Raw genomic sequence first — 14180 nt, forward strand, 5'->3', positions numbered from 1 at the left:
TTCCGGCTACGGCCGGTTCGAGAAGCGCTCGATGAGCTCCGTGTGCCCCGAGACGATCACCAGGTCGTGCTGGGAGACCTTGGTCTGCGCGTCGGCGTAGGTGAAGTCCCGACCCGGGGACTTCACGCCCACCACGGTCACGCCGTACTTGGCGCGGATGTCGGACTCCTGCAGCGAGAAGCCGACGATCTCCTTCGGGGGCCGCATCTTCACGATCGCGAAGCCGTCGTCGAACTCGATGAAGTCGATCAGGCGGCCGTTGACCAGGTGCGCGACGCGCTGCCCGGCGTCCTTCTCGGGGAAGACCACGTGGTGGGCGCCGATGCGCTCGAGGATCTTGCCGTGGGGGACGCTGATGGCCTTCGCCCAGATCACGGGCTTGCCCAGGTCCACGAGGTTCGCGGTGATCAGCACGCTCGCCTCGAGGGAGGTGCCCACCCCGACCACGGCGACGGAGAAATCGGCGGCGCCCACCTGGGCGAGCGACTCCATCTGGGTGCCGTCGGCCTCGACCACGTGGGTCAGGCGTCCCGAGTACTCCTGGACGAGGTCGGCGCGGGTGTCCATTGCCAGCACGTTGGTGCCCAGCTCCTCGAGGGTGAGGGCCAGGGAGGCGCCGAAGCGTCCCAGACCCACCACGAGTGCTCCGCTGCTGCCACGGGGTCGGGCCACGCTCACTCCTGATGTGCTCGGTGCGCGGCGCGTCGGGGACCGATCGCGCCGCGCCACAGTCTAGGCCCGCGGGTTCCGCGGTCGTGGCGGCCCCGCCACGTTCAGCGTGCCCGGCCTCGCCGCGCGTCCTCCTCGTCCAGCGCGCGAAGCGTCGGATCGCGCTCCGCGGCGTCAGCCGACGATCGGACGCTCGCTGGGCAGACGCACCACTCGCGAGCGGGATCGCAGCGCGAGTGCCGCCCCCAGCGTCATCGGGCCGATCCTGCCCAGGTACATGCACACGATCAGCACGAAGCTCGCCGCATCGCCCAGGTGCGGGGTGATCCCTGTGGACAGGCCCACGGTGCCGAAGGCCGAGAGCACCTCGAAGAGCACCTCGTCGAGGCTGAACGGCGTCATCTCCAGCACCAGGAAGGTGGACACGAAGACGACGGACGCGCTCATCACGAGTACGCCGATCGCCTGGCGGATGGTCTCGTGCGGGATCCGCCGGCCGAACACCTCGACGTCGCGGTCGCCGCGGGCCTCCGCGACGATCGACAGCGCGAGCAGCGCGAACGTGGTCACCTTGATGCCGCCGCCGGTGGATCCGGAGCCGCCGCCGATGAACATCAGCAGGTCGGTGAACAGACGGGTCTGCGGTTCGAGGGCGGAGATGTCGAGGGTCGCGAAGCCCCCGGACCTCGGCATCACCGAGGCGAACAGGGAGGCCAGCACCTTGGAGCCGAAGCCCTCCGCGCCCAGGGTGCGCGGGTTCGACCACTCCATCGCCAGGTACCCCAGCAGGCCCGCGACCAGCAGGATCCCGGAGGTGGCGAGGGTGAGCTTGGCGTGCAGCGTCCAGTGCCGCGGCGTGCGCCATTTCTTGACCAGCACCAGGATCACGGGGAACCCCAGCGAGCCGACGAACACGGCGGTCGAGATCGGGATCGTGAAGAACGGGTCGGCCAGGTACTGGGTGATGCCGCCCGGCTCGGGCACGAAGCCGGCGTTGTTGAAGGCGCTGATCGCGTAGAACGCCCCGTAGAACAGCGACGCGCCGGTGCTGTGGTCGGTCGCGAACATGTACGGCACCAGGGCCAGGAAGGTGATCACCTCGAAGGTGGTCGAGGTGATCACGATCGTGCGCAGCACCCCGCCGACCTCCGCCAGGCGCTCGGCGCGGGTCTCACGGGCGGTGATGATGCGCTGGGCGAGACCCATCGAGCGCATCACCGACAGTCCCAGCAAGGAGGCGAGCGTCAACACGCCGAGGCCGCCGATCTTCATCGCGATCATGATCACCACCAGGCCCGCGGTGGACCAGTGGGAGGCGGTGTCCACGGTGGTCAGTCCCGTCACGCAGATCGCCGAGACCGAGGTGAACAGCGCGTCGCGGAACGAGGTGGGGGTGCCCTCGGCCGCGGCGACGGGCGACATCAGCAGGGCCGTGACCAGGCCGATCATCACCGTGAAGACGGTGAGCGCGAGCCGGGCAGGGGAGTTGCGGGCGGAGGTCAGCACCGCGGATCGCCACACGTGGCGGAGGTGCTCGGCCAGAGCTCCCGGCGACCTCACGGCCCGCCCGCCCTGCTCACCGCCCTCGCTCATCGACCGCCTCCAGACTCGTGCACCGCGCCCGGCGGGCACGTCGATCCGTCGCGCAGTCTACGTCGCACCCAGGCGGCGCCCACGCCCTCCCGCGACCACGCCCCGGACCCGTCCTCACCGCGGCCGGAACACGGACGATGCGGCCTGCGTCCACGGTGCTGGGTAGCCTTCCTCGCATGGTCCCCGCTCCCCACGGCACGCCCCGCCGTGCGCCCGGCAGCGGCGTCGTCTGGGACGACGCCCTCGCGCAGTACGACTTCGGCCCGTACCACCCGATGTCGCCGGTGCGGCTGCAGCTCACGCACCTGCTCGCCCGGACCGCCGGGCTGCTCGATCGTCCCGGCGTGGAGATCCTGCCCGCCCCGGTCGCCGCCGACGCCGAGCTGCTGAGCGTGCACACGCCCGAGCTGCTCGCCGCCGTGCGCCGTGCCTCGCAGCCGGGCGCCGGCCTCGACGAGGACTCCCTGATCTCCTTCGGCATCGGCGGTGACGACGTCCCCGCCTTCCCGGGCATGCACGAGGCGAGCGCCCGCCTCGTCGGCGGATCGCTGGCGGCGATCGATGCGATCACCTCGGGCCGCCTGGCACGGGCGGTGAACTTCGCCGGCGGCATGCACCATGCACGCCCCGCCCAGGCCGCCGGCTTCTGCGTGTACAACGACGCCGCGGTCGCGATCCGGCACGCGCTCGCGGCGGGGGAGGAGCGGATCCTCTACGTCGACCTCGACGTCCACCACGGCGACGGCGTCGAGCGCGCCCTGTGGGACGAGCCCCGCGCCGTGACCCTCTCGATCCACGAGACCGGGGAGCGGCTGTACCCGGGGACCGGGTTCGTCCAGGACACCGGCGGTGCAGGTGCCCAGGGGAGCGCCATCAACGTTCCGCTGCCGCCGCGCACCGATGCGGACGGCTGGCTGCGCGCGATCGGCGCCACCGTTCCCGCCCTCGCCCGGGCCGTCCGCCCGACGCTGCTGGTCACCCAGCACGGGGCCGACAGTCACCGCAGCGACCCGCTCGCGGACTTCGGCGTCACCCTCGAGGCGCAGCGCGCCGCCATGCTGTTGATGCGGGAGGTCGCCGAGGAGTCCGCCGGCGGTCGCTGGCTCGCCCTCGGCGGAGGCGGGTACGCCGTCACCGACGTCGTCCCCCGTTCCTGGGCGCACCTGGTCGCCGTGATCACCGGCGAGCCCCTGCCCGAGGAGGGCGAGACCCCTGCCGCCTACGCCGAGGAGGCCCGCGAGCTGCTGCGCGCGCACGGGCTGCTGGATCCCGAGGCCCCCGCGGAGATGGGCCTGGGCGAGCAGCGTCCCCTCGCTGTGCGCGACTGGTCGACCGGGTTCGACCCGGCCGACGACCTCGACCGGGCGATCCAGGCCGCACGCCGTACGGCCTTCCCCGAATGGGGGCTCGACCCGTTCTACGACTGATCGGCGAGCAGCGCGCCCCGTGAGTGGGTCCCGCGCGACGGGACTGCCACAATGACCGGATGAGTCAGCACACCCCGCGCCCTGCGGATCCTCCGCCGCCCGCGGAGCGGCCCGCCGCGGTGCTCGACGACGTCGCCGCCGATCTCGACGGGGTACGTCTGGAGCTGGAGACCACCGATGCCCGGGCCATGCGCTCGCGGGTCACCGCGGCCTCCGCCCAGCTCGAGGACCACCTGATCCCGCGTCTGCAGTCCGTGGACGCGCCGCTGCTGGTGGTCGTCGGCGGGTCGACCGGAGCCGGCAAGTCCACGATCATCAACGCCCTGGTCGGGGAGGAGGTCACCCGCGCCGGGGCGATCCGCCCCACCACCCGCAGGCCCGTCCTGCTGCACAACCCCGCCGACGCCCCCTGGTTCGAGGGCACCCGCATCCTGCCCGGCCTCTCCCGCGTGCATCCGGACTCGGCCCCGGCCACCGCAGGACCCGGAACGGCCGGCGATGCCGCAGGGTCCGCAGGGCCCGCGGGGGACGACGAACCGGCCACCGAGCTCGAGCTGCGCGCCCAGGAGTCCGTCCCCGAGGGACTCGCCCTGCTCGATGCCCCGGACATCGACTCCGTGGCCGCCGGCAACCGGGAGCTCGCCCGCCAGCTGCTGCGCGCCGCGGACCTCTGGCTGTTCGTGACCACCGCCAACCGGTACGCCGACGCCGTGCCGTGGCAGGTGCTCACCACGGCGGTGGAGCGGGACGCGACGGTGGCCGTGGTGATGAACCGCATCCCCGATCGGCCCGGCGTCGCCGACGAGCTCGCCGGGGACCTGCACGACATGCTCGCGCGCCACCGGCTCGACCCCGCTCGTCTCTTCCGGATCCGCGAGACCGCGCCGGCACGGGCGGGAGCGCCCGCGGCCGAGGACGTGGCGCCGCTGCGGGACTGGCTGACGGCGCTCGCCGAGGACCAGGACGCACGCGGCGCGATCGCGCGGCGCACCCTCGCGGGCTCCCTCGACGAGCTCGCCGACGGACTGGGCGCCCTCGCCGAGGGGGTCGACGAGCAGGACGCGCTGCGCACGCACCTGGACGAGGAGATCGACGCCGCCTTCGAGGAGGCCCGCGAACGCATCGAGCAGGCCGTCGGCGACGGATCCCTGCTGCGCGGCGAGGTGCTGGCCCGCTGGCAGGACGTCGTGGGGACCGGGGAGATCATCCGCTCCCTCGAATCCTTCGTGGGGCGTGTCCGGGACCGCCTGGCGCGGAGTCTGCGCGGCGAGGGGAAGCCCGCGGTCGCCGCCCAGGACGCCCTCGAGACCGGACTCGTGCACGTGGTGGTCGACGAGACCGCCCGCGGCGCCGAGCGGGTCGAGCAGAGCTGGCGTTCCGAGACGGCGGGCCGGGTGCTCGTGGAGGGCGAGGACCTCGCGCGGATGCCCGAGGGATACCCGGAGGAGGTCTCCCGGGCCGTCCGCGCCTGGCAGGGCGACGTCCTCGAGCTGGTCCGGAGCGAGGGCGCCGACCGCCGCACGAAGGCCCGCGTGCTCTCGCTCGGCGTCAACGCGGTCGGCGTGGCCCTGATGGTCGTCGTCTTCGCCTCCACCGCGTTCATCCCCACCGGCCTCGAGGTGGGGACGGGCGCCGCGACCGCGATCGTGGGACAGAAGCTGCTGGAGACGATCTTCGGCGAGGACGCGGTGCGCCGACTGGCCAGGACCGCCCGGGAGCGACTCGTCGAGCGCCTGCACGACCTCGTCGAGGACCGCGCCGCGCCCTTCCGCGACCGCCTCGACGCCGTTCCCGAGGGGACCGCCGCCGACGACCTGCGCGAGGACTCCCGCGCCCTGGCCGAGCTCGCCCGCCGCATCCGCGCCGAGGCGCAGGAGGCACAGTCATGAGGCGCCGCCGGATCCCGGTCTCCGAACGCCGGGACGCCCTGGAGCGTGCCCGCGCGGACCTCGCCGACATCGCCCCCGCCGCCGCGCTCGAGCGCGCCGACGCGGTGCTCGAGAGGATCGACGCACGCAGCGCGCTCTCGGCCGAGCACGTCGTGGTGGGCTTCTTCGGAGCCACCGGCTCAGGGAAGTCCTCCCTGGTCAACGCTCTCGTCGGCCAGGAGATCTCCCCGGCGGCGGTGCGTCGCCCCACCACCTCGACCCCGCATGCCGCAGTCGTGGGAGGGATGGGCGCCGACGCGCTCCTGGACTGGCTCGAGGTCCCCGACCGCCACGAGCTGACGGGAGGGCCGCTGGTCGCGGCCGGAACGGGCCGCCGCGGGCAGTCGCCTCCCGGGCTGGTGCTGCTGGACCTCCCTGACCTGGACTCCGTGCAGGGCGACCACCGGGCCGTGGCCGAGCGGATGACCGGCATGGTCGACGTGCTGGTGTGGGTGACCGATCCGCAGAAGTACGCCGACCGGGTGCTCCACCGCGATTTCGTCGAGCCCTTCGCCGGTCATGACGCCGTCACCCTGGTGCTGCTCAACCAGATCGACACCGTGCGGGAGGACGAGCGCGGGGCGCTGCGTGCCTCGCTCACGGACCTGATGCGCCGCGACGGCCTCGAGGCGGCACCCGTGCTCACCGTCTCCGCCGAGAGCGGCGAGGGCCTGGACGAGCTGCGCACACGGCTCGTCGACCTGGCCCGCGCGCAGGAGGCCGTCGCCGAGCGTCAGCGCGCGGACCTCACCGGTGCGGCCGACGCCCTGCGCGACTCCGCCGACCCCGGCGGACTGCCCGAGCGGGTCGATGCCGCCTCCGAGAAGCAGCTGTGCACCGCCCTGGAGGGCGCGGCGCGCGTGGAACCCGTCGTCCAGGCCGTCGGGCGTGCCTACCGGCACCGGGCCGACGCCCGCAGCGGCTGGCCCGTGGTGCGCTGGATCCGCCGGGTGCGCCCCGATCCGCTGGGCCGTCTGCACCTGGGCGGCAGCGGGCCGGCCGGACGCCGCGGGGAGCGGGAGGACGGCGCCGCGGCGTCCGCCCGGTCCTCGCTGCCCGCCCCCGATGCCGCGAGCGCGGCCCGCGCCTCCGAGGGCATGCGGGCCTTCGCCGACACCCTCAGCCACCGCGGCAGCGATCCCTGGCGTGCCGACCTGCGCCGCGCCGCGCGCGCCCGCGAGGACGAGCTGCCCGACGCACTGGACCAGGCCGTCGTCGGCGCCGACCTCTCGCGTCGCACCCGCGGCTGGTGGTGGCCGGTGCTGGACGTCCTGCAGTGGCTCGCACTCGCCGCCTGGGTGGTCGGCCTGGGCTGGCTCGCCCTGAACGCCGTGCTGGGCTTCTTCCAGATCCCGGCTCCGCCGATGCCGATGATCCGCGAGCTGTGGGTGCCGATCCCGCTGCCCACGGCGCTGGTCGCGGTCGGCATCGGCGCCGGGATACTGCTCGCCCTGCTGGGCGGGGCCGTGGCGGCGCTCGTCTCCCGGCTGCATGCCGCCCGCGCCCGACGTCTGCTGCGGGGCCGGGTCCGGGACGTCGCCCGTGACCTCGTGATCGCACCCGTCGATGCCCGCCTCGAGGCCGCGCAGCGCTCTGCGACGGATCTCGCAGCCGCGGGCGGCGACGCGACCTCCCGGCGCGTGTAGACTCGGGCGTCGACTGTGGCACGGGCCCTGGACTCGTGGTGCTCCTGTGTGGGCGCCGCGCCGATCCTCCGGCTGCCGGGAGCACCGCTTGTGGGCCGGGCCGCGTGCAGTCCGCTCTCCGTCCGAGACCGCAGGCTCCGGCCTGCAGAACAGGGGTCCCCATGGGTTCCGTGATCAAGAAGCGTCGCAAGCGCATGTCGAAGAAGAAGCACCGCAAGCTGCTTCGCCGCACGCGCCACCAGCGCCGCAACAAGAAGTGACCTCGCGCGCCCTCAGGGCGCGACCGTCCCGGGCCCCGCGCCCGACGGGCGGACCGAGGTGACGAAGGGCCCCGCCGGATCATCCGGCGGGGCCCTTCGCCTCGTCTCAGCGCCTCAGCAGGCGGCGCCACCAGCTGCGGCGGGCGAGGGCGGCGCGCAGCGCCGGGGCCTCCACGCGGTACCGCGCGTGCACGACGCCGTCGACCACGACCACGGGCACGTGCTCGTTCCAGTCCTCGGCGAGCCGCGGGTCCTCGTCGATGTCGCGCACCTCGACGGAAGTGCCGGCCCGGTCGGCCTCCGCCCGCACCACGGGCAGGGCGACGTCGCACAGATGGCAGCCGGGACGCGTGAGGTAGAGGACCCGGGCGTCGGCGTCCTGGGGGCGAGGCGGGGTCGGGAGCGAGGTGGGGGAGTTCACCGGGCCAGGATACGGCGAACGGGCCGCCCACCCGCAGGTGGACGGCCCGTTCGGGCGAGGGGTCGTCAGGCCGCGGTGGGGGCGCTGAACTCGGCCTCGATGGTGATCTTGACCTCGTCGGAGACGAGGACGCCGCCGGCCTCGAGGGCTGCGTTCCAGGTCAGCCCGAAGTCCTTGCGGGAGATCTTCGTGGAGGCCGTGAAGCCCGCACGGTAGGTGTCGAACGGGTCGGTCGCGGCGCCCTCGTAGTCGTACTCGAGGGTCACGGACTGGGTGACGCCGCTGATGGTCAGGTCGCCGGTGATCTCGCCGGAGGCGACCTTGGTGGAGGAGAAGGTGATCTCCGGGTTCGACTCGGCGTCGAAGAAGTCGGCCGAGCGCAGGTGGTTGTCGCGGTCCTCGTTGCCGGTGGAGACCGACGCGGTCTTCAGGGTGGCCTCGAAGCGGCTGGACTCCAGGTCCTCGCCCGCGACGAACGAGCCCTCGAGGTCGGCGAAGTGGCCGCGGACCTTCGAGATGCCCGCGTGGCGGACGGTGAAGCCGGCGTTGGTGTGGGTGGGGTCGAGAGACCAGGTGCCCTGGCTGATGCCGTCGGGGAGAGCAGTCATCGTGTCCTCTTTCCGTGATCGGTGGACGAAGCTTGTGCTTGAAAGGTAAACTATGACGCGTCGGAGATGCAAGGCCCCTGAGGGCCGGAAGGAGATCGTGATGCCGGTCACCGAGGATACGAGGTCGGGCGGGACGTCCGCAGCGGATGACGCGAACGGGACACCGGAGGCGCCGTGGCTGAGCGCGGAGGAGCAGGGTGCGTGGAGGACCTTCCTCTACGGCGTGAACCTGCTCATGGAGAACATCTCCGCCGCGCTCGAGCAGGACCCCCGCTTCGATCTCTCGCTGGACGAGTACGAGATCCTGGTGCGGCTGTCCGAGGCGCCCGGGGGCAGGATCCGGATGTCGAGCCTGGCCGATCAGGTCGTCCACTCCCGCTCGCGACTGACCCATACCGTGGCTCGGCTCGAGAAGCGCGGCATCCTCGAGCGTGTGCGCTGCACGGGCGACGGCCGCGGGCGCGAGGCCGTGCTCACGGACGAGGGGATGGCCCTGCTGCGCGAGGCCGCCCCGGTGCACGTCGCCTCCGTGCGGAGCCACCTGGTGGACGCGGTCGGGACGCAGGGTCTGCTCGAGCTGGGGCAGATCATGGGTCGCACGATCCCCGAGGACGCCCCCGTGACCCGTGGCACCGTCACATCCGACGTCAAGGATTGATTGGTACGTTGAGGCGGTTCACCCTCACCTGCGGTTTTCGCGGAGGTTCCCGCGCTCATGAGCTCGACCGTCATCCACCTCGTCCGTCACGGCGAGGTGAACAATCCCGAGAAGATCCTCTACGGCAGACTCCCGGGCTACCACCTGAGCGAACGCGGCCAGAAGATGGCGCAGCTGGCGGCCGATCACCTGGCCCCGCGCGACATCCGTGCCGTCCGCACCTCCCCGCTGCTGCGCGCCCAGCAGACGGCCGCGCCCATCGCCGCGATCCACGGACTGCCGGTCCTCGAGGACCCGCGCCTGATCGAGTCCGGTAACCACTTCGAGGGGCAGCGGATGGGTCACGGGGACGCCCGGTTCAACGACCCGCGCAACTGGCGCTGGTTCCTGAACCCCTTCCGCCCCTCCTGGGGCGAGTCCTACCGCGACCAGGCCGCTCGCGTGATCTCCGCCGTGCAGTCCGCGCGCGAGGAGGTCGAGGGGCACGAGGCCGTTCTCGTCCTGCACCAGCTCCCGATCTGGGTCACACGGCTCTCCGCCGAGGGCAGGAGCCTGGTCCACGACCCCCGGCGCCGCCAGTGCCGACTCTGCTCGATCACGAGCCTGCGGTTCGTCGGCCCGCACCTCGCGGGCATCGACTACGCGGAGCCCGCCGCGGAGCTCTACCCGGGCGCCGTCGACGCCACCGGCGGGAAGCGCGCATGAGCCCGCGCAGCCTGACCCGGCGCCGACTCTTCGCCGCGACCACCACGGGCGCGGGCGCCCTGCTGCTGGCCGCCTGCGGCGCGGACACCTCCGATCGTTACGGCGGCGGCAAGAGCGGCGGAGGTGACGGCGGCGACAAGGGGTTCGTCTCCGGCGACGGCGTCACCACCGAGATCGACCCGAAGGACCGCAGCGAGCCCGTGGAGTTCTCCGGGACCACCTACGAGGGCGCGAAGTTCTCGAGCACGCAGGCCCGCGGCTCGATCCTGGTGCTGAACATCTGGTACGCCTCGTGCGCCCCCTGCCGCAAGGAGGCCCCGGACCTCGTGAAGATCGCCGAGAAGTACGCCGCCAAGGGCGTGCGCTTCATCGGGATCAACGTGCGTGACGAGTCCGGCCCCGCGCTCGCCTTCCAGAAGAAGTACGCCCTGCCGTACCACTCCCTCCCGGATCTCGATTCGAAGATCCTCTTCTCGCTGCGTGGGCAGGTCTCGCCCAACGCCGTCCCCTCGACCCTCGTCCTGGATGAGAAGGGCAGGGTGGCCGCCCGGATCTCCGGCGCCGCCGACCCCTCCATCCTGCGCTCGATGATCGACACCGTGCTGGACGAATGAGCGCGATGGACATCGGACAAGCCTTCTCCACATCGATCCTCTCGGGATCGCTGTGGGTCGCCCTCGCGGTCGCCGCGGCCGCGGGCATCGTCGCCTTCGTCTCGCCGTGCGTGCTGCCCGTGGTCCCGGGGTATCTCGGATACGTCTCGGGGCTCGCTGGCCAGGACGCCGCGGCAGGCGGCGCCCGCAGTGGTCGCCGCAGCGGCTCCTCCCGGATGGCGCTCGGCGCGGTGCTGTTCGTGCTCGGCTTCGCCCTCGTGTTCATGGTCCTCGGCGGGTTCGTCGGCGCCCTCGGCCACGTGGTGCAGTCCCACGCGGTCTGGGTGAACCGCATCTCCGGCGTCCTCGTGATCGCGATGGGGCTGCTCTTCCTGGGTCTGTTCCCCTCGCTCAGCGGCGAGAAACGCCTGCGCCACCGGCCCGACGCCGGGCTCTGGGGCGCCCCGCTGATGGGGATCGTCTTCGGGTTCTCCTGGACCCCATGCATCGGCCCGACGTACGCCGCGGTGGTCGCCCTCTCCCTGGACGGGGCCTCCCCGCTGCGCGGCGCCCTGCTCGCCCTCGCGTACTCGCTGGGGCTCGGGATCCCGTTCGTCCTGTTCGCGCTGCTGTTCCAGCGCGCGCTCGCGGCCAGCCGTGCGCTGGCCCGGCACCGCCGCGCGATCTCCCTGATCAGCGGCGCACTCCTGATCGCGATCGGCGTCCTGCTGCTCACGGGCACCTGGACGGCCTGGATGGCACAGCTGCAGAGCCTCATCGGCGGATTCGAGACGGTGGTGTGATGAGTCGTAGGAAGCACGCGGGCCGCGGAGCCGCGAAGCCGGACCCGTCGGCCGAGGACGCCGAGCAGCAGAAGGAGCAGATGGGCACCGCCGGCGGACGCGACCGCCGCATCGCCCCGGAGGCCAGCGACCTGCGACAGTCGGGGTCAGGGAAGCCCTCGCTGCCGAAGCTCGGCGTGCGCGGGACGCTGCTCTTCCTGTGGCGCCAGCTCACCAGCATGCAGACCGCCCTGTTCCTGCTGCTCCTGCTCGCGATCGCCGCGGTCCCCGGCTCGCTCTACCCCCAGCGCAACGTCGACCCCTCGAAGACCGACCAGTACCTCTCCGAGCACGGGTCCTGGGCGAAGTTCCTGGACGCCCTGGGCTTCTTCGACGTCTTCTCCTCGGTGTGGTTCTCGGCGATCTACCTGCTGCTGTTCGTCTCCCTCGTGGGCTGCGTGGTGCCGCGGCTGAACGTGCACCTGCGGCAGATGCGCTCGCGGCCCCCGCGCACGCCCTCACGGCTGAATCGCTTCGTCGGCCACACCCGGGTGCACGTCGAGGGCGTCGACGCCGAGACGCTCACCGCGCAGGCGCACCGCCGGCTGCGCCGTGGCCGGTACCGCGTGGACACGCTCGAGGAGCCCGGCGGCGCCCGCTCGGTCACCGCCGAGCGCGGCTACCTCCGCGAGACCGGCAACCTGCTGTTCCACATCGCTCTGCTGTGCGTGCTGATCGGGGTCGCCGCCGGCGGCCTCACGCAGTACCGCGGGCAGATCTCGGTCGTCGAGGGCCAGGGCTTCTCGAACTCCCTGGCGGAGTACGACTCGTTCGACAAGGGAGCCTGGTACGACGACTCGAACCTGCCGCCCTTCCGGTTCACCCTCGACGACTTCCGCGCCGAGTACGACACCAGCCAGAACGAGCACCGTTTCGGCCAGCCCACGAAGTTCGAGGCCGACGTCAGCGTCGATGACCCGGACAAGGGCGAGTTCAGCAAGACGCTGCGCCTCAACCATCCGCTGCACGTGGCCGGATCCACCATGTACCTGTTGGGCAACGGGTACGCCCCGGAGATCACCGTGAAGGACCCGAAGGGGAACGTGGTCGCGCAGGGCCCTGTGCACGCCGTCCCCACCGGTGACATGGGGTACACCTCGCAGGTCGTCATCAAGGCCCCCGACGCCCAGCCGCAGCAGATGGCCGTGGTCGGCTTCTTCCTGCCCACCGGCGTGATCGACGAGAAGGGCCCGCATTCGCAGTTCCCGGGATTGGTGAACCCCGAGCTCGCCCTCACCGTCTACAACGGCGACCTGGGGCTGGACGGCGGGACACCGCAGAACGCCTACCAGGTCGACGTGTCCTCGCTGACCCCCGTGCAGGACGAGGACGGGAACCAGTCGCTGCTGCGGATGTCGCCGGGGGATTCGACCACCCTGGCCGACGGCTCCTCGGTCTCCTTCGACGGCGTCAAGCGCTACGCGGCCTTCGACGTCCGCCGTGACCCCTTCCAGGGGTTCACCCTGGTCGCCGCGCTGAGCTCCGTGCTGGGCCTCGTCCTCTCCCTGTACGTCCCGCGTCGTCGCGTCTGGGTGCGTGCCGTCCCCGAGGGCGACGGCGTCGTCCTGGAGGTGGCGGGACTGGCCCGCAGCGACGATGATCGTCTCCAGGACGACGTCCGCGCCCTCGCCCACGACCTCGCGCCCGAACCGGCGGACGCACCCGACGCGGCACGGCCGCCCGCTCCCGGCGCCGACTCCACGGAGCCCCGCCCCTCCCACGAAGGACCAGCCCAGTGATCGACCAGCAGCTCGCGCAGCTCTCGAACCTCCTGATCATCCTCACGATCGTCCTGTACGTGCTCGCCCTGATCGGATTCGGCGCCGACCTCTCCGGGGTCACCCAGCGCCGCAGCGACCAGAAGCTGCGCGCGCGGACGCGGGAGCGGGCCGAGCTCGCGACCGTCGGCGCCGACGCCCCGCGCTCCGCATCGCCGGGCGTCGGTGCGGCCGCCGCCCCGACGGCGACGGGTCCCGAGGACTCCGCGGCCCCCGCGGCGGGGACCACCACCAGCTCGCTGGGCCCCCGCGGCTTCGGCTACGTGATGGCCTCGATCGGCGCGGTCCTCCACATCACCGCCATGGTGCTGCGCGGCGTGGCCACCGGGCGGGTCCCGTGGGGCAACATGTACGAGTTCTCGATGTCCTCGAGCGCCCTGATCATCGCGCTGTTCGTCCTGATCTCGATCCGCCGCAAGGACCTGCGCCTGCTGGGCACGCTCGTGATGCTCCCCGTGCTCGTCCTGATGCTGATCGCCCAGACGGCGTGGATCATCCCCGCCTCGGAGCTCACCCCGAGCCTGCAGAACACCCACTGGCTGATCATCCACATCGGCATCGCCATCATCGCGACCGCACTGTCGGGCCTCGGTGCGATCGTGGCGGCTCTGCAGCTGCTCTCGACGCGGGTGGGCCGCGTGCGCGCCGCACGGTCCGCTGACGGCCGCGAGCTGGGGCGCTTCTGGGGACCCGTGAGCGCGCTGACCGACAGGATCCCCTCCGCCGAGCAGCTCGAGGCACTGTGCTTCCGCCTCCACTCGCTGGGCTTCATCTGCTGGACCTTCACCCTCATCTTCGGGGCGGTCTGGGCGAACGAGGCCTGGGGTCGCTACTGGAACTGGGATCCCAAGGAGGTGTGGACCTTCGTCATCTGGGTGGTCTACGCCTGCTACCTGCACGCCCGCGCGACCCGCGGCTTCCGCGGCAACAAGGCGGCCTGGTTCGCCCTCGCCGGCTTCGCCTGCGTGATCATCAACTACACCCTCGTCAACCTCGTGATCAACGGGCTGCACTCGTACTCGGGTCTGGGCTGAGGCGGCGGCGACCACCGC

General features: G+C 72.4%; 14 protein-coding genes. 10 read left to right on the forward strand and 4 right to left on the reverse strand.

Annotated features, from left to right (window positions below; genetic code table 11):
* Positions 1–6 precede the first annotated feature (6 nt).
* A complete protein-coding gene (locus DEO23_RS03745) occupies positions 7–672 on the reverse strand; it encodes a potassium channel family protein (protein ID WP_109274624.1) in 666 nt (221 codons plus the stop codon).
* Between the two features lie 171 nt (positions 673–843).
* On the reverse strand, positions 844–2262 hold the full coding sequence (locus DEO23_RS03750) for a TrkH family potassium uptake protein (RefSeq protein WP_109274625.1): 1419 nt from the start codon (positions 2260–2262) through the stop codon (positions 844–846).
* 176 nt (positions 2263–2438) lie between these two features.
* Here DEO23_RS03750 and DEO23_RS03755 point away from each other — a divergent pair, with 176 nt between their 5' ends.
* From DEO23_RS03755 to DEO23_RS03770, 4 genes are all read left to right on the forward strand, one after another.
* The gene (locus DEO23_RS03755) at positions 2439–3689 is read left to right on the forward strand and encodes an acetoin utilization protein AcuC (RefSeq protein WP_109274626.1); all 1251 of its coding nucleotides are present in this window, start codon (positions 2439–2441) and stop codon (positions 3687–3689) included.
* A gap of 59 nt (positions 3690–3748) precedes the next feature.
* Positions 3749–5578, forward strand: coding sequence for a dynamin family protein (locus tag DEO23_RS03760; RefSeq protein WP_165831709.1), 1830 nt, complete (start codon positions 3749–3751; stop codon positions 5576–5578).
* The gene (locus tag DEO23_RS16485) at positions 5575–7263 is read left to right on the forward strand and encodes a GTPase (protein WP_109274627.1); all 1689 of its coding nucleotides are present in this window, start codon (positions 5575–5577) and stop codon (positions 7261–7263) included. Before DEO23_RS03760 ends, DEO23_RS16485 begins: the two co-directional genes overlap by 4 nt.
* 161 nt (positions 7264–7424) lie before the next feature.
* The gene (locus tag DEO23_RS03770) at positions 7425–7523 is read left to right on the forward strand and encodes a 30S ribosomal protein bS22 (RefSeq protein ID WP_109274628.1); all 99 of its coding nucleotides are present in this window, start codon (positions 7425–7427) and stop codon (positions 7521–7523) included.
* A gap of 106 nt (positions 7524–7629) precedes the next feature.
* Here DEO23_RS03770 and DEO23_RS03775 read toward each other — a convergent pair whose 3' ends face one another.
* Both DEO23_RS03775 and DEO23_RS03780 read right to left on the reverse strand, forming a co-directional pair.
* Positions 7630–7944: a glutaredoxin family protein gene (locus DEO23_RS03775; protein WP_109274629.1), complete on the reverse strand. Its 315-nt coding sequence runs from the start codon at positions 7942–7944 to the stop codon at positions 7630–7632.
* Positions 7945–8009: 65 nt separating this feature from the next.
* Positions 8010–8552 (reverse strand): YceI family protein, encoded by a 543-nt coding sequence (locus tag DEO23_RS03780; RefSeq protein ID WP_109274630.1) that lies wholly within the window; start codon positions 8550–8552, stop codon positions 8010–8012.
* 100 nt (positions 8553–8652) lie between these two features.
* On the opposite strand from DEO23_RS03780, the gene DEO23_RS03785 reads away from it, so the two are divergent.
* From DEO23_RS03785 to ccsB, 6 genes are read left to right on the forward strand one after another with little or no spacing between them, the layout of a single operon-like run.
* Positions 8653–9210, forward strand: a complete 558-nt coding sequence (locus DEO23_RS03785) for a MarR family winged helix-turn-helix transcriptional regulator (RefSeq protein WP_109274631.1) — start codon at positions 8653–8655, stop codon at positions 9208–9210.
* Between the two features lie 57 nt (positions 9211–9267).
* Positions 9268–9915, forward strand: a complete 648-nt coding sequence (locus DEO23_RS03790; RefSeq protein WP_109274632.1) for a histidine phosphatase family protein — start codon at positions 9268–9270, stop codon at positions 9913–9915.
* The gene (locus tag DEO23_RS03795; protein WP_109274633.1) at positions 9912–10529 is read left to right on the forward strand and encodes a TlpA family protein disulfide reductase; all 618 of its coding nucleotides are present in this window, start codon (positions 9912–9914) and stop codon (positions 10527–10529) included. The genes DEO23_RS03790 and DEO23_RS03795 overlap by 4 nt, the downstream gene beginning before the upstream one ends.
* Complete coding sequence (locus DEO23_RS03800; protein ID WP_109274634.1) at positions 10526–11311, forward strand: cytochrome c biogenesis CcdA family protein; 786 nt, start codon at positions 10526–10528, stop codon at positions 11309–11311. The genes DEO23_RS03795 and DEO23_RS03800 overlap by 4 nt, the downstream gene beginning before the upstream one ends.
* On the forward strand, positions 11311–13089 hold the full coding sequence (gene resB, locus DEO23_RS03805; RefSeq protein ID WP_240613191.1) for a cytochrome c biogenesis protein ResB: 1779 nt from the start codon (positions 11311–11313) through the stop codon (positions 13087–13089). The genes DEO23_RS03800 and resB overlap by 1 nt, the downstream gene beginning before the upstream one ends.
* Positions 13086–14162 (forward strand): c-type cytochrome biogenesis protein CcsB, encoded by a 1077-nt coding sequence (ccsB, locus tag DEO23_RS03810; RefSeq protein WP_109274635.1) that lies wholly within the window; start codon positions 13086–13088, stop codon positions 14160–14162. Before resB ends, ccsB begins: the two co-directional genes overlap by 4 nt.
* Positions 14163–14180: the final 18 nt, after the last annotated feature.

Origin of the sequence: Brachybacterium endophyticum (genome assembly GCF_003130585.1) — a bacterium.
GTDB classification, from domain to species: Bacteria; Actinomycetota; Actinomycetes; order Actinomycetales; family Dermabacteraceae; genus Brachybacterium; species Brachybacterium endophyticum.

What these genes read in the sequence shown, in the direction of transcription:
- DEO23_RS03750 (WP_109274625.1), bottom strand. Translation starts at nt 2,262, where the DNA reads ATGAGCGAGGGCGGTGAGCAGGGCGGGCGGGCCGTGAGGTCGCCGGGA.
- DEO23_RS03770 (WP_109274628.1), top strand. Translation starts at nt 7,425, where the DNA reads ATGGGTTCCGTGATCAAGAAGCGTCGCAAGCGCATGTCGAAGAAGAAG.
- DEO23_RS03785 (WP_109274631.1), top strand. Translation starts at nt 8,653, where the DNA reads ATGCCGGTCACCGAGGATACGAGGTCGGGCGGGACGTCCGCAGCGGAT.
- DEO23_RS03795 (WP_109274633.1), top strand. Translation starts at nt 9,912, where the DNA reads ATGAGCCCGCGCAGCCTGACCCGGCGCCGACTCTTCGCCGCGACCACC.
- DEO23_RS03755 (WP_109274626.1), top strand. Translation starts at nt 2,439, where the DNA reads ATGGTCCCCGCTCCCCACGGCACGCCCCGCCGTGCGCCCGGCAGCGGC.
- DEO23_RS03790 (WP_109274632.1), top strand. Translation starts at nt 9,268, where the DNA reads ATGAGCTCGACCGTCATCCACCTCGTCCGTCACGGCGAGGTGAACAAT.
- resB (WP_240613191.1), top strand. Translation starts at nt 11,311, where the DNA reads ATGAGTCGTAGGAAGCACGCGGGCCGCGGAGCCGCGAAGCCGGACCCG.
- DEO23_RS03800 (WP_109274634.1), top strand. Translation starts at nt 10,526, where the DNA reads ATGAGCGCGATGGACATCGGACAAGCCTTCTCCACATCGATCCTCTCG.
- DEO23_RS03760 (WP_165831709.1), top strand. Translation starts at nt 3,749, where the DNA reads ATGAGTCAGCACACCCCGCGCCCTGCGGATCCTCCGCCGCCCGCGGAG.
- DEO23_RS03780 (WP_109274630.1), bottom strand. Translation starts at nt 8,552, where the DNA reads ATGACTGCTCTCCCCGACGGCATCAGCCAGGGCACCTGGTCTCTCGAC.
- DEO23_RS16485 (WP_109274627.1), top strand. Translation starts at nt 5,575, where the DNA reads ATGAGGCGCCGCCGGATCCCGGTCTCCGAACGCCGGGACGCCCTGGAG.